The organism is Shimia marina, assembly GCF_001458175.1.
Taxonomy (GTDB): domain Bacteria; phylum Pseudomonadota; class Alphaproteobacteria; order Rhodobacterales; family Rhodobacteraceae; genus Shimia; species Shimia marina.
The window spans coordinates 1-17,189 of record NZ_CYPW01000024.1 but is presented as its reverse complement, the minus strand read 5'-3'; the positions used below and the strand labels follow the sequence as shown (position 1 = coordinate 17,189).

Here is a 17,189-nt window from a genome sequence, read left to right as displayed (position 1 = left end):
AAGTTGCAGAAGCGACTCACAATTGAGGAAATCGATATGCTCTGGCCTCTCCCGAAGTATCGCAAAGGCGGGCGGGGAAGTGCCGCACCAATCTTGCGTTTATTGAGCTCTGCCTCTTTTGCACCATCCGCAGCATGCGGGCTTATGCAGGGGCACTACATGCCGATAGACACCCCACTCAGGCTCTCCATGGATGGAGACCTCGAACCCTACTCCTGACGCTTATCCGCCAGGCAACCTCTTCGGGAAACAAGACCAAATGCCAATTCAGCGCATCAAAGCTCTGGCAGGTGTTCCGATCCTATATGATCGCGAACCTGACTCCAATTATGGACACACCGGGTACCCGCTACGCCCTTATGTCGATGCAAAATTTGCAGTCGCGGCAGACCGCGCATTTCAGGAGATGTTCCTGAGCCTCGCTGCGGCGGGCGTTGGTGAGGTGACATCCATCCTCACAGGTGGCATCTCCCGTTCAGGTGGCGGCGTTGGCTATCATGAAAGAAAGCGCGCCTTTGATTTGGACGGCCTCGTTTTTTCTGACGGTCAGACTTGGGTTGCAAACAGCTTTAACACCCGGCGATTTGAATATCTGATCATCGAAGCCCACCTACGGCGCGCCTTTGGCACCGTTTTGACCTATGGCTACGATCAAAGATTTGAGGATCATATCCATTTTGACAACGGTGATCCCATAGGATTTCGCAAACACTCCAAGAGCCGTACTTTGTTTTTGCAAAATGCTCTGCGCTATCTCTTCGACCAAGAACTGGAATGTGACGGAACATACGGTCCAGAGACCCAACAAGCAGAGCGCGCTGTACGCGCGGAGCTGAATCTCGGCGCTTTGTCTATTCGCGACAACTGGGATCACTTCTTAACCGCGAGTATCGAAGCTTTGGAAGAACGCCTCTCGATGCCCGCCATCGTCAAAGCCTTCAGCTAAGACACATAAAAACATCCATCAGGAAGGAAACCAATGACACATGTACTATTAGGCCCTTACCTCAACATCGGGGTGGAGCAACTGAGCGAACTTCACGCAAACTGCAGCGCGCTCGGCGGCGAAATGGAAACACAGATTAACGCAGAGGGCGACTTTGTTGTTACCTGCCGCCTGCCTGCATCACATGCGATCTCCTTCCAAACAAAGCACCGCCTCCCTGCGTCTTGGGACACACCGCAGCATTACGCTGCGCAGTAAACGCTGAATTGGGACAGAAAGACAAATGTACAAGGCGCCGGCGCGCCTTGTTTTCTTGGCTCGTCACAGCTGCCCCCAACCCGCATGATATGCCATGGTCGCGTTCTTTTGGCGGTCTGCTCTCTGTAACCTAAACGCGTTTCAAACAACGCTGATATAGCCGGACAACCCCGACTTCTGATGCTCAATGACATGGCAATGAAATGCCCAGTCTCCGGGATTATCCGCGAAGAGAGCGACCTCAATCACTTCACCTTTCAACAACAAAATCGTATCGGTCCAGTTGCTTGGAAGCGCCCTACGGTTAGACCTGAGAGGGCGGAAAATGAGCCCATGCAAATGGATCGGATGTAGATTTGGCGATTTGTTGGTGAGCTTCAGGATGTAACTCTCGCCTTGCTTGAGCTCGACCACCGGCCCACTGCGCTTCATCGCATCCCCGGGCCATGGGTTTCTGTTTATGGACCAAAACGTATAGCCGAAATCTCCACACAAACCGTTGTTACTGCCCGTGCCCTCTGGCGACCAACCAAATAGGATGTCCTTTGTTTCGGCAGTTCTGAGATCTGGCTCCCGCACCTCCACAGGAACCAGTGGTTTCAACTCTCCCAAATCGCGCTTCTTGGAGACCCCAGTGGTCCGCAATGAAAACAGGGGCTGTGCTTGCCGCGCAATGAGGGTTTGTGCCTGCACAACCTCGTCAGCCACATCTGGCGCGCGCAGAGCAATATCAACACGCTCCCCAGGTGCCAACCAAAGGGGGGCCTCCTGGGTCGGCCAAGCAATGCCTTCACGCAGAGGATTGCCATTCCAAGCGATAATGTGCCCCTCTGTATTGGGCAGGAACACCTTATAGACCCGCGTGAGGTCCGTATTTACAATGCGCAACCGCACCAAACCTCCAGATGGGATCTCATACTCAGGTGCGCTCTGCCAATTCACAGTCCGCGCAGTCCCTAACGTTCCACCACGCGCCGCGCCTCTCGCCGTAAAATACGGCAACAAGCTGCCGTCATCATCCAAGCGAAAGTCTTTGAGATTGATCGGCACATCCGCATCAAATCCAGGATCTTCATCCTCTTCCACAATCAGAATGCCAGTCAGCCCATAGGCCATCTGCTCCATCGTGTTGCAATGCGGATGATACCAGAACGTGCCAGCGTCTGGCGGCGTAAATTCGTAGGAAAAGGTCTCTTCTGAAGCAATCGGAAACTGGGTCAAATAAGGCACCCCATCCATTGCATTGGCAATCCTAAGCCCATGCCAATGGATGCTCGTGTAATCCTCCAATCCATTGGTCACATCAATCCGCGCCACCTGATTGCGTTTCAGGCGCAGAACTGGAGGCGGTGCGTTTTCCGCGAAGCTGAACAGCCCTTCTGTCGCCGGGCGCTCCCCAATCGCATAGGCCGTTTTTTGGGTCCTAAAAGACAGCGGCGTCCCTGCACTGGCTCGGATCTGACTGACACCCGCCAAGCCCCCCAATGCCAAGGCACCTGCCCCGCACAAGAAATTGCGCCGATTCATTTTTGGTGTCTGAAACATGATACTGCCTTCCCTCGCTCAAGAAAAACAACATAAGGCGGACATACGCCTCAGACGGCACACCCCAAAGGGCTGGTTTCGCAATCTTCCGGACTTAGGCACCGCCGTATGTTGAGGCTAGGAGTCTCCTGGCAAAGACCTCCGTACCACAGGATTTTGAAATGTCGAGTACACGAGCAACCAGCCCGACATTTAGGCCCCAAGAGGGCCTATCAAGCCTCGGCTGGCGGCATGTCCTCAATCAAACGGGTCTCCAGCAACTGACCGTGTTTATAAAGCAGCGGGTAAGCAATCGCGGAAATATGGCTGTTGAACTCGCGAAAAGCCCTCAGTGTTTCCAAATGAATGTCCGACGTAGCAAAGCTGTCTTCCTGCCCCAGCTGTAGACGCTTCAGATGCCGCTTTCGACTCTTGCGCTCCGCGCGTTTGATCTCGGTTTTCTCCAAACTCAAAACACGTGCACTTTCCAGATCATCGGACACAAGCGTGTTGCTCGCCAACGTGAGGTTCGCGCGAATAGCTTCATGCATACGTGTAAGCTCTGCCCAACCATCATCTGAGAACGTGGTGTGCACTTCATTCAGGTCCTGAGCCAATACACACAAGCGCTTTGCAACGACATCTCCAGCGGTTTCCAGGCGGATGGCGTATTCCATCAAATCGCGAGCCATCCTTTGCTTGCTTTTGTCCAGGCTCTTGGTCGGCAGTACGGCGACAAATTCACGAATGTTCTGCAAGCAAGCGTTCACTTCAAGATCCATCTCCTGAACCGCTTTGATCTGCTCAGGATCCCCATCTCGGTAAAGCGTAAGTGTTGGTCGGAACATCACTTCCACCAATTCTGACATGCGCAGCAGCTCTTTCTTCAAGCTGGCAATCACCTGAGCAGGTGTGCCAACATTCTCAATGTCCAAGGCTGACCCCGGGCGAATATCAGCGACGAAATCAGCGGCGGTCTTCCTTTTCGGAGCGAATTGCAAAGCAGTGGCCGCGATTAATTTGCCAAAAGGCATCGCCAAAACAACCAGAACCGCGTTGAAGGTCACATGCGCGACAACGAGCATCTGACCAGATTGCGAGGCACCCCAAAAGCCCTCTGGCAGCAACACATTAACCACAAACAGAGAAATCACAGCCCAAACGCCGCGTAGCACCAAGTTCGTGTAAGGCAAAAGCTTTGCCTCGCCCTCAATGCCACGCGCCAGCCAGACCGGGATAAACGCAGACCCCAGATTAGCCCCCAAGACAAGCGACAGTCCCGCAGCGAAAGGAATGGCATCAATTTGAACCAGTGTCACACACATCAAAATAGCTGCCACAGAGGAATGCATAACAAACGCCAAAGCTGCCCCAACAAGGAACGCAGTCACATAGTCACGCGCCAAATACTCGGCAATCGCTGGCAAAAAAGCGCTGTCCCGTATCGGATCCATAGCTTCCCGCAAAAAGCGCAACGAAATCAGGATGAACGCAACTCCCATTAGGATCCGCCCAGCCTGCCGCCAGCGTCGTTCTTCTACTTTGACAAAAAGCCATCCCCCCACTGCAAGCAGCAGAGGCACCAACCAATCGAGGCGGAAAGACAGGATCTGGATCACCAAAGCAGATCCAAGATCTCCCCCCAAAACAATCGCCAAGGCTGCGGGAAATTGCAGATATCCGCTCGCCATAAACCCCGTGGCCAACAGTGCGACAGCTGCGGAACTCTGCAGCACCATCGCCAACCCCAAACCAAGAGACGAATTCGCCAGAGGCCCGCGCGAGCCAGTCATAACCCTCTGAAATGACGCCCCAAAACTGCGCTCAATGCCCGTACGCACCATACGAACGGCAAATAGTAGGAGCATTGTGGCACCGGCCAGGCTCAGCAGAAAACTCAAGATTTCCATCAGTCGTTCAACACTTTCAAAATCTGTGCATGCAGTTCAGGCGTGGCAGCAGAAACCACGCGCCCATCACTTTCCAGAGTCAAAGGAGCGCCAGACCAATCCGTCATGATCCCACCCGCGGCCTCGATGACGGCGGACACCGCGAGGTAGTCATAAGGTTGCAGATCATAGTCAACCACCACATCCACATGCCCCATCGCCAAAAGCGCATGCGGATAGCAATCATAGGCCATGCGCCGCGTCTGACCTGCCTGCATCAACCGCGCAAAAACTTCCGGGTGGTTGTGATAGATCTTGTCACCCTCATTCACATAAAGAACGCTTTTAGACAGATCACGCTGTGCAGACACAGAGACTGGCGCATCATTCAGCCGCGCACCGGTGCCCCGCACACCAATAAAGACCTCCCCCAGCGCAGGCATACCAATCACCCCGATCTCCACCCGCCCATCAATCAAATGCGCAAGCAGAAACCCAAACAAAGGATTTCCGGAAAGGAACGACCGCGTCCCATCAATCGGATCAATCACCCAAAGATGCGCACTGTCTTTGAGATCCATACCCTCTTCTTCCCCGAAAATTCCGTGTTCCGGGAAATGCTTGGAAAGATACGCTCTGACATCCGCCTCCACAGCTTTATCCGCTTGTGTCACCGGGCTCTCATCGGACTTAAATTCAACACCCAACTCTCCGCGAAAATGCGACAGCGCCGTGGGCACAATCGTTTTTGCCATGGTTGCCGCGTGCTGGGCCAGTTCTTCTAGGTTTGTCACTCTTTGTCCTCCAGACACGCATCCGTTTCGCCATCCGTTTTTTCATCGGGCACAACCACAAGGGCCACATCCCAAGACTTCAGCGCACGCGCCATTTCTTTTTCTGGCTTTTTATCCACAATCAGACTGTGAATGGCCTTAGGCGACAGCCCGACATGCGGGGCCTTCAGGCCAAATTTGTTATGATCCATACCGATTACGACCCGCTCAGAGCAGTCGGCCACCACTTCTGACAAGGTCGCTTCGGCCACATTCGCAAAAGACGCTCCACGCTTTGCCGAAAGGCCGTCCACGCTCAGAACAGCAACGTCAAACACAAACCGCTGCGCCTGCTTTTCGGTCTGCGTCCCGAAAGTACCACGCTCTTTGCTGTGCATTTCACCGCCCAAAAAATGCACCCTGTTGTCGCTTGTACCCATCAGTGTCTGAGCAATCCCCATGGAGTTTGTGACAATTGTCAGCCCCGACAGCTTGCGCAACCGCTCTGCAACAAAAGCCGTGGTCGAGCCAACATCGAGAAAAACGGTCATATTCCCACGAACTTGCTTGGCCACATGTTTCGCAATGCGCCGTTTCTCTTGTTGAAACAACCCCATTCTCTGAAAGTAGCTGGGATCCCCAACCCCTCCAATCAGATAGGCCCCCCCGTGTACGCGCTCCAAGGCACCGGCCTTAGACAGAGATTTAATGCCACGACGGATCGTTTCTTCCGATACATTCATGTGCTTAGCTAACTCGGAAGAACGTGCAGATCCTCCGAGGTTGCGCAAAGCAGAGAGGAGTTCCAGCTCCCGATGCGAAAAATTTCCAGCGTCCATAGAACCCAAAACCAAATTCAGTCATTTTCCGGCAATAACCCACAAAACCACCCAACAATGCAACCAAAAACTCCGTATATTTTTGAGTTACTCCCTAAATACGAGTGGCCGTCTCCAACTTTTGAGCGCTTTTGTGGGTTTCTGCGCGACACGCCTTGCGCACTGATTTCATCTTTTTTGTCGAGGAATACGCCTGTAACATCTACTTTTTCGATGCAAATAGCCCCGGTGAGAAACATAGATGAAACGCCTACAAGACATTGATCTCAAACTCCTGCGCAGTTTTAAGGCCATCGTGGACGCGGGGGGGATCACAGGTGCCCAAGCAACGCTGAACTGCTCACAATCCACACTGTCGACGCAATTGGCGGATCTGGAAAAGCGCCTTGGGTTCAGGGTGTGCAAGCGTGGGCGCAGCGGCTTTTCGGTGACCCCAGAGGGTAAAAAGCTGCTGACAGCGCTGGAAGATCTCTTCTCCGCAGCAGACCGGTTTCAAAACGCAACAGCGACAATCTCAGGTGACCTGCGCGGCGTGCTTCGCATTGGGATCATGGATGCGATGCTGGCCAACACGGCATGGCCGCTGCCCAATGTGCTTGGACGCTTTTCTGAACGCGCGCCCGACACGCATGTGGACCTGTCGCTCATCTCACCCTCAACCATGGAAGCCCAGATCCTAGAGGGGCAGCAGGACGCTGTTATTGGGCCCTTCCCGCAAAAACGTATTGGACTTGAATACATCCCCCTCTTTCAAGAACGCCACTCACTCTACGCGGTGCCGCACCACCCCTTGACGAAACTGCCTCACATCGGCTTCGAAGAGCTCAGTCAGCACTCATTGATTGTTACACCCGGCGAACTGCAACGCTTCCCCTTCATTCGCAAAGACAAACGCAAAACGGCCCATGCAAGCGATGGCAGCATCACGTCTTCGGCAACGGTAGATCAAATGGAAACCCATGCCATTCTGATCCGCAGCGGTCGCTTCGTAGGGTTTCTGCCAGATTACTACGGTGCATCTCTCCCCAATCTCGTTGCGTTGAAAACTGGACCTGAGCTTCAGTATTTTTCCCCAATCTATCTCGCCCACCGCAAGAATGCTGAGCATAACATCATCTTACGATCCTTCATCAATCGGGTACGCGAACAGCCATTGCTCACAGATCACCTTGTACAATCAGGTGCGGTGGCCCCCTTAGAGACATAACATCGAGATTTTCGATGCATCCGGTCAATATTTCGAATGTTCCCAAAGAAACCCACAGAATAAAGCAGCGCCAAGCACATTTGCGAAAGGCATTTGGTTCAAGCCATCCCTTCGCTCCGCCCAATCAATATAGCTTCAAAAGCGACCAACCGTTCAGGAGACAAAGACATGTCAACCGCCTCCCCCACCCCTTTGGTCATGGATGCCGCTGCAGTTCAGTCAATTTTACCCGAGGTGGACACCCTTGGTGCCATGCGTGCACTTTTTACAGAGCTGGGCAAAGGTCAGGCCGTGCAACCGTCACAAACCCTGACACTTTTCCCCGAAGACAAAGGGGATTTCATCACCTACCAGGGAGCCAGCACCGGTGCCAACCTCTTTGGAGCCAAGCTTTCCCCCTATCTTGTGCAACCGGGCAAACCGGTGATCACCGCTTGGACCGTTCTTATGTCCATGGATACCGGGCAACCCCTCCTGCTGTGTGACTCCGGCGAGCTGACAACAGAACGCACTGCGGGCACCACCGCTCTGGCGGTCGACCATCTTGCCAAATCGGATGCAAAAAAGCTGGCCATGATCGGGTCGGGCAAAGTGGCCCAAGCGCACCTGCGCCATACGGCAGCCTTGCGGAACTGGTCAGACATTCACGTCTTCTCCCCCTCTCTGAACGAGAACCAGGAACTTCAGCAACACTGGCACGCTCTCGACACGCGCGTGCAATGCGCCCAAAGCGCCGAAGCCGCAGCGCGTGATGCCGATGTGATCATGCTCTGCACCTCTTCGGGCACGCCTGTCCTCAACACAAACGACCTCCCGCCCGCAACACTGGTGACCTCGATCAGCACCAATGTGGCCAACGCACATGAGGTTGACCCGGCATTTCTCTCTGAAGCCGACGTCTATTGCGATTATCGCGCAACCACTCCAGCCTCCGCCGGTGACATGAAGCTGGCAACGGAAGCCGGCTGGTCCGCTGACAGCATCCGTGGCGATCTTGCAGAGCTGCAAACCGCATCCTGTGCCAGTCCTTCAGGCGACAAACCGATTTTCTTCCGCTCCATTGGCTTGGGGCTCGAAGATATTTTCATGGCCCGCGCCGTTTATGACGCGGCAAAGAACCAAAGCTGAGAAAGGACAAACCAATGGATATTCGTCCCTTTGGCGTCGAAATGTGGATGAACGAGTATGAGACGAAATGTGATCTCAATCTCGCTGAAACCTGCGTTGAATCCATCACTCTTGGTGAACTCTTTGAGATGGCGGGCGTGCAAGACAGCATTCTAGACCAACTGTCAGGCATGAAGATGACATACGGAGCCATCGAAGGTTCTGACCGGCTGCGCGATGCCATTGCCAGCCTCTACACCACCCAAAATCGTGAAAATGTGCTGACAACCCATGGCACAATTGGGGCCAACTCTCTGGTGCATCAAGCACTTGTTGCACGTGGCGATCATGTGATTTCGGTCATCCCCACCTACCAACAACATTACTCCATCCCTGAAAGCATCGGGGCAGATATCGAACTGCTGCATCTGCGCCCAGAGCAGGCCTTCTTACCAGATCTGGACAAACTGCGCAGCATGGTGCGCCCTGACACAAAACTGATCGCCATCAACAATCCCAACAACCCCACCGGCGCGCTGATGGATAAGGCTCTGCTGGAAGAGATAGTCGCAATCGCACGGTCAGTTGATGCGTGGCTGCTGTGTGACGAAGTCTACCGCGGCACAGATCAGGACGGCGATGGTATGACCGCAGCAGTCGCTGATCTGTATGAAAAAGGCATCAGCACTGCGGGCATGTCCAAAGCCTATTCTCTCGCGGGCCTGCGGGTCGGCTGGATCGCAGGCCCCAAAGACATGCTGCATGATGTGATGATCCATCGTGACTACAACACAATTTCCGTTGGTCAGATTGATGAACTCTTGGCGGCGATGGCTTTGGAAAACCGCGAAAAAATTCTTGCGCGCGCGCAGAGCATCACTCGCAAAAACCTTCAGATTGTTGAGGATTGGCTCGAAAACGAGCCTCTGATCAGCTGGGTCAAACCAAAATCGGGCACCACCGCGCTCTTGAAGTACAACCTGCCCATGACCTCCCGCGAGCTCTGCGTCACATTGCTCAAAGAAGAAGGTGTGATGCTCACCCCCGGCAGCGCAATGGACATGGAGGGCTGGCTGCGACTTGGCTACACCAATCCAACAGCTGATCTGGTTGCTGGCTTGGCCAAGTTTTCTGCCTTCCTCAAGCGCCACGCCATCTGACCTGCGCAGCAAAGGGCCCGCCTTGGGCCCTTTGCTCAACCGACTTTAACACAATCTGTCGATCAGCTTTTCCATCACATCCTGCCCACGCCGCAGCTGTTCTGCCGTGATGAATTCATTGGGTTGATGTGCCTGTGCGATATCTCCCGGCCCACAGACCACCGTGGAATACCCAGCACTCTGAAAATGGCCCGCCTCCGTCTGATAGGACACACAATGACCAGCATTGTCTCCTGTCAATTGACGCGCCAAACGTTCCGCCGGCCCCTCTTTTTCCGGCATCATCGCGGGAATCACCTCGATGCCACGCAAGTTGATGCTGACTTCAGGGTGCAGTGCCTGCATGTCACGCTCAACCTCAGCCGCAAAACATCCGTAGCGTTGCAGCCACTCCTCTGCCGTTTCAGGTGGCGTAAAGCGAATATCCGTCTCCATCACACAAGCGTCAGGGACAATATTCATGGCAACACCCCCATGAATGGTCCCTACCTGTAATGTGCTGTGCGGAGGCATGAAACCGGATGTCAAATCCGCATGTTCTGCACAACGCCGCATTTCTTCTTCATGCCATGCCGCAAGACGGGCTGCGGCGGAGATCGCAGAAACCCCCAAATGCGGCATGGAAGAGTGGGCCGCCTTTCCCTTGATGTCAGTTGTCACATCAATGCCCCCCTTATGGCCTGTCACAACACGCCAGTTGGTCGGCTCACCAACAATCACTCGGTCGGCAATGGGATACTGCGCCTGCAGTTCTGCAAGCAATGGAACAGTCCCGGTACAGCCAACTTCCTCATCAAAAGACAACGCCAACTGAATCGGCTTTTGCAGAGGCGCGGCAAGCATTTTAGGAACAGCCGCCAATACCAGAGCCAGAAACCCTTTCATGTCACATGTGCCACGCCCGTAGTAGCAGCCACCTCGTTCAGTCAAGGTCCAAGGATCACTATGCCAATCCTGTCCTGTCACCGGCACAACATCTGTATGTCCAGACAAAACAACGCCGCCGGGGACCAAGGGACCGATGTGTGCAACGAGGCCATGTTTCTGTCCGGTTGCATCGGGGAAGACATGTGCCTCAACCCCCAACTCTTCGAGATACTCGGCAACATAGACAATCAGGTCTGTATTGGACCGCTCAGAAACTGTCGCAAAGCCAACCAAGAGTTCCAGAATGCTCAACGTATTTTGGAGATCAGACATCAGTGGCTCCTGCTTTTAGATCATTGTAAATAGTGGCGCGGCTCACGCCTAAGAGGCGGCCAACATAAGCGGCTGCATTGCGTTCATTCAATGCGCCTGACACATCAAGCTCAGCTAAAAGCGCGCGACGCATACTACGGTCGAGCCGTTCGATTGAAACATCCCGTACGCGGCACCAGTCGCTAACAAAGATATTGAGCCGCTCATGCCAGTCATTGCGAAATACATCCCCTACATCCGATCCTGCGGCCTTGCTCGGAAGCAGTGCTTGCACAGCGCGCTGTAGAGACAGCAATCCAGACTGATCCGAATTCACACAAATCATATAAGCCGCACGCCCTTCCTCAGTACGCTGCACAATACTGATCGAACGTAAGATGGAGCCATCCCAGTGGATTTTCTCATATGGGCCAATCACCATATCCATAGCGCGGAAATCCACGTCCTGCACGTTTGAGGGATCTCCAGGAACACGACGTGAGTAAGGGTTCACAATATGGGCAATCGTGCCCGCTTCCAAATCATGCACCACAACCTCGACACTTTGACCAAACAAAGATCCAATTGCATCCGCAGTGGCACAGGCGTTGGCCCGCAAGGTTATCAGAGACAAGAAACTGTCCTTTCAACGCACGTCTGGCGACACGCCCAATTGACTCATATGTCTATTTTAGATATTTTAGTCCAAAACAGAGGTCAACGGTCAATCCCGCTGACAGAGCCGCCACAGAGACTTTCCAGTGATCGACCTTAACAAAGACCAAATTCAAGAGCTGTTCGACTTTTCGATTGCATCAGAGGCGATCCAAAACGCCTTTATCGCGTCCGCTCAAAACCACACACAGACCCCACCCATAGCGCAACTGGCATTTCCAGCCTCCCAAGGGGAATGCTGTGTCAAAACCGGGTTTATTGAGGGGACAGAAGGTTTTGTTGTGAAAGTCTCAACCGGCTTTTACCGCAATCCAGACAATGGCCTGCCCTCTTCAAATGGAATGAACCTTGTCTTTTGCGCCCAAACAGGCGCGCCTTTGGCGATACTTAGGGATGAAGGCTGGCTCACCGACATTCGCACCGGACTTGGCGGCGCACTTGCCACGAAGGCATTGGCAAAATCAGGCTTCGGCACCGTCCTGGTGATTGGAACAGGCTTGCAGGCCCGTCATCAAGCCCGGTGCTTGCAACAGCTGACCCCCGATCGGAGCCTCTCTTTTAAAATATGGGGAAGAGACACCGCCAAAGCTCATTCAACCGCTGAAGATCTTCGGAAACACGGAATTGATGCCGTGTCGGTCATAGATCTGGCTGAAGCCTGTGGCGCCGCTGAGGTCATTATCACATGCACGCCTTCAAGAAAGCCATTGATCACAAGCGACTGGATCGAGCCCGGCACCCATATCACGGCTCTTGGTGCGGATAGCCCCGGCAAACAGGAACTCTCCATCAACCTGATCACATCTGCGGAGCTTTTGATTTGTGACGCTTCCTCTCAATCTCTGCAATTGGGCGAGTTTCAACACCTCCCGCCAAACAGCCGCCCAATCTGCCTCGGTCACGTTCTAAACCAGGATCACCCCGGCCGCACAAATGATACTCAAATCACCATCGCGGACCTGACAGGACTGGCCGTACAGGATGCCGCCGTGTCCCTCGCGATCTTGCGCGCGGCCAATCTTCAAAACACATCTTTATGAGCCCCTCCATGTCCAAGCCTTCCGAACTAATCCTACGCTCCGCTGCCGCTTCCGTAACCACACACAAGCGCATCGCGCCGCTGATCAACAAAACACCAATCATCCCATCCCGACTGACACAGCCTGAGGGAACGCAACTGGTCTATAAAACGGAAAACTTCCAGTTTACCGGATCTTTCAAGCTGCGCGGTGCCACAGCCAAGCTCACCACGACTCCGACAGAGCGGCCCGTCATCACAGCCTCCTCCGGCAATCACGGCATCGCCTGCTCCTTTGCAGCGCAAAAAACCGGGCATAAATTGACGGTGGTCCTACCAGAAAATGTCGTGACACAAAAACGCGAAACCATCGAAAGCTATGGGACACGCGTGATCATCGCAGGCGCAGATTCTTCGCTCGCGGAAGTACATGCACGAAAGCTGGCCACGCAAGAAGGATACACCTATATTTCCCCATACAACGATCTTGGGGTCATCGCAGGTCAGGGCACCATCGGTCTCGAGTTGCTCGACCAACTCCCAAGGCTTGATAACATCTTTATCTCCATGGGCGGCGGGGGCCTCATTTCTGGTATTGGCGCGGTCTTGAAGGCCTTCTCGCCACATACACAGGTGATTGGCGTAAGCGCCTTAAACACCGCGGCCTTGGCTGCCTCCATCAATGCAGGTAAAATCGTCGAAACAGATCATTTCGATACGCTGGCCGATGGCGTTGCCGGCGGTGTGGATGAAGGGTCTGTGACTCTCCCCATGGCCACAGAGGTTATCGACGAAATCATTCACTGCGATGAAGCTCAAATCGCCGAGGCCCTGAAAGCACTCGCTTGGCAAGACAACATGCTTGTCGAAGGCGCCGCCGCACTTGCCCTAGCACCTTACCTGAACGCTCCAGAAAAGTACAAAAACCAAACAAGTGCCGTCCTCCTATGTGGTGCCAATTTTGATCAAGATCAGATTAAAAACACCCTGTAGATAGGACGTGCGCCCCTGCATGACGGATCTATCAAGCGCGCTTTCCGGCCTACCGGGAGTTTTTTATTGACAGAAACTCTTTGGTACTGCACCTAGGCCGCGATGGTTTCTGACAGGCAAATGCCTGAAAGAATGAAAAGGGAACACGGTGCGGTGCCTTTCAAACGCGCCAAATCCGTGACTGCCCCCGCAACTGTGAGCGGAGAGCGAGGCCAATACATGCCACTGGGTGCTTCCTGGGAAGGCTGGCCAAGCTACGACCCGCGAGTCAGGAGACCTGCCATTGCACTTTCACCAACCCAGGGCGGGGCGCTTTGGAAGGAGGCTTTATGGACCCACGTAAGTCACTTTACGCAATAGGCACCTTCGATCCACGTTTGGCTTTACGTTAGGGTCGTGGTGACAAACTTATCTGAACAAACCATTTTGATCTGTAGCCGCTGTTGCGGTGCTAGCGAAGCTCGCCACCTCAAAGCCGCGCTGACAGGCCATGTGCCAAGTGGAACAAAGTTTCGGGCGGTGGATTGCCTCGCTGGCTGCGATTTCCCTCCGGTGATTGGCCTTCAGGGCGCAGGCAAAGCCAGTTATTTGTTTGGCGCGATCAGCACCCCACAAGAAATCGCAGGATTTGCCGAGTTCTCATTGCAATATGCTGACAGCAAAACTGGATGGACCAGCAGCACAGAGCGGCCGGTAGCATTACAAGACAAGACCCTTGCCCGCCTCCCTGCCCTATTTATTGGGAGGTAAGACCTGATGTTGTTTCTCCACGTTGAAGGGCTGGAATGTTTTGCCCCAAATGGCAATGCGATGCTGCGCGATGTATGCTTTGATTTGCCGCAAGGCGCTGTGCTGGCCATCGCCGGACCAAATGGTGCAGGAAAGACAACGCTGCTCAATCTTCTTTCCGGTATGGCTGACATCACCCATGGAGATGTCAGGGTTGAGGGCCAAAGCCTGCGTAGCCTCAGCGCGCTCAACCGCGCCCGCAAAATAGCCACCGTTTCGCAGCAATCAGAACCCGACGGGCGGCTTATGTTGCGAGATTACGTAGCACTGGGACAAATGCCGATCTGGGGCGATTTTTCCAATGCCGAGCACACAGAGGCACTTGCCAGTATTTTGGATCTGACCGGCATCCACCATCTCGCGAACAAGCCGATGGGCCGTCTGTCCGGTGGTGAAAAGCAACGCGCCCATATTGCACGCGCCTTGGTACAGCGCCCCAAGCTTCTCTTTCTGGATGAACCGACCAATCACCTAGATCCAGATGCCAAAGGGCGCATGCTCTCCTTGGTGGCAGGATTAGGGATCACGGTGGTCACAATCTTACATGATCTGGTAATGATCCCGGAATTTGCCACCCATGTGGCTCTCATCAAAGACAGCCGGCTGACGGATTTCGGGACCGTTGAAAAGGTCCTAACCCCCGCAGCCGTACGCCAGACATTCGGCGTCGACTATCTGCTTTTACCCCATGAGGGACGGCAAATACCGGCGCTCGATATTCGTAAAACTGAAATAACCCGCTAAAGGAGCAACAAAATGAAAACTCTCTGGTCCACAGCAATTGTGCTGGGGCTGGCTGGCGCAGCTTCGGCTGAAATCAGCGTCGATAACTGCGGCGACACTCTCACCTTCGATAAATCCCCTGAACGTATCGTTGTGCATGACATGAACATGACCGATATGGCCTTTGCGCTGGGCCTGCAGGACAAGATCGTTGGTCTGACCGGCATCACCGGCTGGTACAAAACAAGCCCAGATTTTGACACGCAGCGTGGCGACATCCCCGAACTGGCCCCCAAATACCCAACTGTTGAAAATCTTGTGGCTGTGTCCCCGGAGATGTTCTTCGCGGGCTGGTATTACGGCATGAAACCCGGTGGTGACGTGACCCCAGATACGCTTGCACCATTTGGCATCAAGACCATGGTCCTCACCGAAAGCTGTGTCCATATGGACAAGGACCGTCCAGAAGCCACCATGGACCTGCTCTTTGATGATGTGACCCGTCTCGGCACCGTAATGGGCGTGTCTGAGAAAGCTGATGAATTGGTGTCTGGCTGGAAGGAGCAACTTGCTGCGATTGAAGCCAAAACCGCTGATCAGGCAAAGCCACGCGTATTCCTGCTTGATGGTCCAGCCGATGCACCATTCACCGCTGGGAAGTTCGCTATTCCTGATGCCATGATCGCCGCAGCGGGCGGAACAAATGTCACCCATGACATGGACACCAGCTGGGGCCGTTCCTCTTGGGAGGCTGTTGCCGCATCCAATCCTGAGTTCCTGATCCTGCTGGACTACTCCAATGGTGATGGCGCAGAGGGCACATTTAAATTCCTGCAGGAACATCCTGTGATGCAGCACACAGATGCTGTCAAAAATGGCCGCTGGATTGGTCTGCGCTACGAAGAGCTGACACCTGGACCCGCCAATATTGATGCCATCCAGAAAGTCGCGTCCGCGATGCATCCGGATCTGTTCTAATATGCGCCGAACCGGTCTGATACTGATCTTGGGGGTGGCCGTTCTGGCCGCCCTCATTCTTCTGTCCGTGCTTTATGGAACAACCTCTATCCCAGCTGCAGATGCATTGTCGGCAATTGCGACAGGGCTTGGCCTGAGCAGTGCAGACCCAACGCCAATGGGACGTATCGTCTTTGATCTGCGCTTCCCGCGCGCGCTATTTTCCGCCATCATCGGCGCGGGCTTGGGGATTGTGGGCGTTGTGTTGCAAACAACCACGCGCAATGATCTGGCGGATCCGTTCCTCTTTGGCCTCTCCTCCGGAGCCGCAGCAGGGGCGGTATTCGTGATTACGATCACGGGCGATGTGCTGGGGATCTGGACCTTGCCAATAGCCGCCTTCGTGGGGGGGATGATCGCCTCCGGCATCGTGCTGCTGCTGGTGCAACGTCTCCGTACCAGCGCTCCCGAAAAGCTCATATTGTCTGGCCTGGCTGTATCATTTCTATTCTCGGCAGTGACCAACTATCTGATTTTCTCAGGTGACAATCGTGCTGCGCATTCCGTCATTTTCTGGATGCTGGGAGGGCTTGGCCTGTCCCGCTGGGCGTCCTTACCACTGGTTCTCAGCGCTTTGCTTATGATCTTCTTCTATGCTTTCTATCGCCGCCGATGGTTTGACGCGTTGCTGGCCGGGGATTTGACCGCGACCAGTCTTGGTGTGCCGGTACACCGGCTGCGAGTGATGTCCTTCATGGTGTCGGCGCTCGCAACCGCTGCCTTTGTTTCAGTCGCAGGTGTCATTGGCTTTGTTGGCCTGATGGTACCCCATCTCGCCCGGGGTATCGTTGGACCGCTACACGGTTTACTGGTGCCCACCGCAGCTTTAGTCGGGGCGATTTTGCTGACCGCATCAGATATTCTGTCTCGACTTTTATTAGCGCCACAGGAGCTGCCCGTTGGTATCGTAACGACTTCTCTCGGAGCTGCATTTGTATTTGTTTTGCTATTAGGATCACGCCAACGATAGTTGAGAAGAAATTTCGGATCTCCCCCAAGCTGACGTGCTCCCCTTAGAGTCCTCACTTTGAGGTTAGCCTGTTCCCCAACTGAGGATACAGACGATGAAGAGAAGCCGATTTAGAGAAGAGC

Annotated in this window: 18 protein-coding genes and 1 riboswitch; of the genes, 11 read left to right on the top strand and 7 right to left on the bottom strand. The window is 54.1% G+C overall.

Going from position 1 to position 17,189, the window contains the following annotated elements; all coding sequences use genetic code 11:
* Window positions 1–259 precede the first annotated feature (259 nt).
* Entirely contained in the window at window positions 260–946 is a 687-nt protein-coding gene (locus SHM7688_RS10875; protein WP_058239972.1) for an extensin family protein, read from the top strand.
* Between the two features lie 33 nt (window positions 947–979).
* Window positions 980–1,204 carry a hypothetical protein gene (locus SHM7688_RS10870; RefSeq protein ID WP_058239971.1) on the top strand — a complete coding sequence of 75 codons (225 nt, stop codon included), beginning with the start codon at window positions 980–982 and terminating at the stop codon, window positions 1,202–1,204.
* Window positions 1,205–1,345: 141 nt separating this feature from the next.
* Here the strand turns inward: SHM7688_RS10870 and SHM7688_RS10865 are convergent, their stop codons facing one another.
* From SHM7688_RS10865 to SHM7688_RS19615, 5 genes are all read right to left on the bottom strand, one after another.
* Window positions 1,346–2,749 carry a multicopper oxidase family protein gene (locus SHM7688_RS10865; protein WP_223229202.1) on the bottom strand — a complete coding sequence of 468 codons (1,404 nt, stop codon included), beginning with the start codon at window positions 2,747–2,749 and terminating at the stop codon, window positions 1,346–1,348.
* A gap of 212 nt (window positions 2,750–2,961) precedes the next feature.
* Window positions 2,962–4,638, bottom strand: coding sequence for a Na/Pi cotransporter family protein (locus SHM7688_RS10860; protein ID WP_058239970.1), 1,677 nt, complete (start codon window positions 4,636–4,638; stop codon window positions 2,962–2,964).
* Entirely contained in the window at window positions 4,638–5,411 is a 774-nt protein-coding gene (locus SHM7688_RS10855) for an inositol monophosphatase family protein (RefSeq protein WP_083499021.1), read from the bottom strand. The genes SHM7688_RS10860 and SHM7688_RS10855 overlap by 1 nt, the downstream gene beginning before the upstream one ends.
* Complete coding sequence (locus SHM7688_RS10850; protein WP_058239969.1) at window positions 5,408–6,229, bottom strand: DeoR/GlpR family DNA-binding transcription regulator; 822 nt, start codon at window positions 6,227–6,229, stop codon at window positions 5,408–5,410. The genes SHM7688_RS10855 and SHM7688_RS10850 overlap by 4 nt, the downstream gene beginning before the upstream one ends.
* 17 nt (window positions 6,230–6,246) lie before the next feature.
* On the bottom strand, window positions 6,247–6,468 hold the full coding sequence (locus tag SHM7688_RS19615) for a hypothetical protein (RefSeq protein WP_144432561.1): 222 nt from the start codon (window positions 6,466–6,468) through the stop codon (window positions 6,247–6,249).
* Between the two features lie 2 nt (window positions 6,469–6,470).
* Here SHM7688_RS19615 and SHM7688_RS10845 point away from each other — a divergent pair, with 2 nt between their 5' ends.
* The 3 genes from SHM7688_RS10845 to SHM7688_RS10835 all read left to right on the top strand — a co-directional run bounded on the left by SHM7688_RS10845 (window position 6,471) and on the right by SHM7688_RS10835 (window position 9,703).
* Complete coding sequence (locus tag SHM7688_RS10845) at window positions 6,471–7,436, top strand: LysR family transcriptional regulator (RefSeq protein WP_058239968.1); 966 nt, start codon at window positions 6,471–6,473, stop codon at window positions 7,434–7,436.
* A gap of 168 nt (window positions 7,437–7,604) precedes the next feature.
* Entirely contained in the window at window positions 7,605–8,564 is a 960-nt protein-coding gene (locus SHM7688_RS10840) for an ornithine cyclodeaminase family protein (protein ID WP_058239967.1), read from the top strand.
* Window positions 8,565–8,578: 14 nt separating this feature from the next.
* On the top strand, window positions 8,579–9,703 hold the full coding sequence (locus SHM7688_RS10835; RefSeq protein ID WP_058239966.1) for an aminotransferase: 1,125 nt from the start codon (window positions 8,579–8,581) through the stop codon (window positions 9,701–9,703).
* A gap of 45 nt (window positions 9,704–9,748) precedes the next feature.
* Here SHM7688_RS10835 and argE read toward each other — a convergent pair whose 3' ends face one another.
* Both argE and SHM7688_RS10825 read right to left on the bottom strand, forming a co-directional pair.
* Window positions 9,749–10,903 carry an acetylornithine deacetylase gene (argE, locus tag SHM7688_RS10830; RefSeq protein ID WP_058239965.1) on the bottom strand — a complete coding sequence of 385 codons (1,155 nt, stop codon included), beginning with the start codon at window positions 10,901–10,903 and terminating at the stop codon, window positions 9,749–9,751.
* Complete coding sequence (locus SHM7688_RS10825) at window positions 10,896–11,516, bottom strand: helix-turn-helix transcriptional regulator (RefSeq protein ID WP_058239964.1); 621 nt, start codon at window positions 11,514–11,516, stop codon at window positions 10,896–10,898. Before SHM7688_RS10825 ends, argE begins: the two co-directional genes overlap by 8 nt.
* 127 nt (window positions 11,517–11,643) lie before the next feature.
* Here SHM7688_RS10825 and SHM7688_RS10820 point away from each other — a divergent pair, with 127 nt between their 5' ends.
* From SHM7688_RS10820 to SHM7688_RS10795, 6 genes are all read left to right on the top strand, one after another.
* Window positions 11,644–12,597, top strand: coding sequence for an ornithine cyclodeaminase family protein (locus SHM7688_RS10820; RefSeq protein WP_058239963.1), 954 nt, complete (start codon window positions 11,644–11,646; stop codon window positions 12,595–12,597).
* Window positions 12,598–12,605: 8 nt separating this feature from the next.
* Window positions 12,606–13,568 carry a pyridoxal-phosphate dependent enzyme gene (locus SHM7688_RS10815; RefSeq protein ID WP_058240227.1) on the top strand — a complete coding sequence of 321 codons (963 nt, stop codon included), beginning with the start codon at window positions 12,606–12,608 and terminating at the stop codon, window positions 13,566–13,568.
* 86 nt (window positions 13,569–13,654) lie between these two features.
* Window positions 13,655–13,867: riboswitch (cobalamin riboswitch) on the top strand.
* Between the two features lie 97 nt (window positions 13,868–13,964).
* Entirely contained in the window at window positions 13,965–14,318 is a 354-nt protein-coding gene (locus SHM7688_RS10810) for a DUF1636 family protein (protein WP_306341265.1), read from the top strand.
* Between the two features lie 6 nt (window positions 14,319–14,324).
* Window positions 14,325–15,101: an ABC transporter ATP-binding protein gene (locus SHM7688_RS10805; protein ID WP_058239962.1), complete on the top strand. Its 777-nt coding sequence runs from the start codon at window positions 14,325–14,327 to the stop codon at window positions 15,099–15,101.
* Between the two features lie 12 nt (window positions 15,102–15,113).
* Window positions 15,114–16,058, top strand: a complete 945-nt coding sequence (locus SHM7688_RS10800; protein WP_058239961.1) for an ABC transporter substrate-binding protein — start codon at window positions 15,114–15,116, stop codon at window positions 16,056–16,058.
* A 1-nt stretch (window position 16,059) separates the two neighbouring features.
* A complete protein-coding gene (locus tag SHM7688_RS10795; RefSeq protein WP_058239960.1) occupies window positions 16,060–17,067 on the top strand; it encodes a FecCD family ABC transporter permease in 1,008 nt (335 codons plus the stop codon).
* Window positions 17,068–17,189 lie beyond the last annotated feature (122 nt).

Excerpts from the sequence above, each read along its gene's own strand:
- SHM7688_RS10875 (WP_058239972.1), top strand. The coding sequence starts at position 260 with ATGCCAATTCAGCGCATCAAAGCTCTGGCAGGTGTTCCGATCCTATAT.
- SHM7688_RS10870 (WP_058239971.1), top strand. The coding sequence starts at position 980 with ATGACACATGTACTATTAGGCCCTTACCTCAACATCGGGGTGGAGCAA.
- SHM7688_RS10865 (WP_223229202.1), bottom strand. The coding sequence starts at position 2,749 with ATGTTTCAGACACCAAAAATGAATCGGCGCAATTTCTTGTGCGGGGCA.
- SHM7688_RS10860 (WP_058239970.1), bottom strand. The coding sequence starts at position 4,638 with ATGGAAATCTTGAGTTTTCTGCTGAGCCTGGCCGGTGCCACAATGCTC.
- SHM7688_RS10850 (WP_058239969.1), bottom strand. The coding sequence starts at position 6,229 with ATGGACGCTGGAAATTTTTCGCATCGGGAGCTGGAACTCCTCTCTGCT.
- SHM7688_RS19615 (WP_144432561.1), bottom strand. The coding sequence starts at position 6,468 with ATGTTTCTCACCGGGGCTATTTGCATCGAAAAAGTAGATGTTACAGGC.
- SHM7688_RS10845 (WP_058239968.1), top strand. The coding sequence starts at position 6,471 with ATGAAACGCCTACAAGACATTGATCTCAAACTCCTGCGCAGTTTTAAG.
- SHM7688_RS10840 (WP_058239967.1), top strand. The coding sequence starts at position 7,605 with ATGTCAACCGCCTCCCCCACCCCTTTGGTCATGGATGCCGCTGCAGTT.
- SHM7688_RS10835 (WP_058239966.1), top strand. The coding sequence starts at position 8,579 with ATGGATATTCGTCCCTTTGGCGTCGAAATGTGGATGAACGAGTATGAG.
- argE (WP_058239965.1), bottom strand. The coding sequence starts at position 10,903 with ATGTCTGATCTCCAAAATACGTTGAGCATTCTGGAACTCTTGGTTGGC.
- SHM7688_RS10815 (WP_058240227.1), top strand. The coding sequence starts at position 12,606 with ATGTCCAAGCCTTCCGAACTAATCCTACGCTCCGCTGCCGCTTCCGTA.
- SHM7688_RS10805 (WP_058239962.1), top strand. The coding sequence starts at position 14,325 with ATGTTGTTTCTCCACGTTGAAGGGCTGGAATGTTTTGCCCCAAATGGC.
- SHM7688_RS10800 (WP_058239961.1), top strand. The coding sequence starts at position 15,114 with ATGAAAACTCTCTGGTCCACAGCAATTGTGCTGGGGCTGGCTGGCGCA.
- SHM7688_RS10795 (WP_058239960.1), top strand. The coding sequence starts at position 16,060 with ATGCGCCGAACCGGTCTGATACTGATCTTGGGGGTGGCCGTTCTGGCC.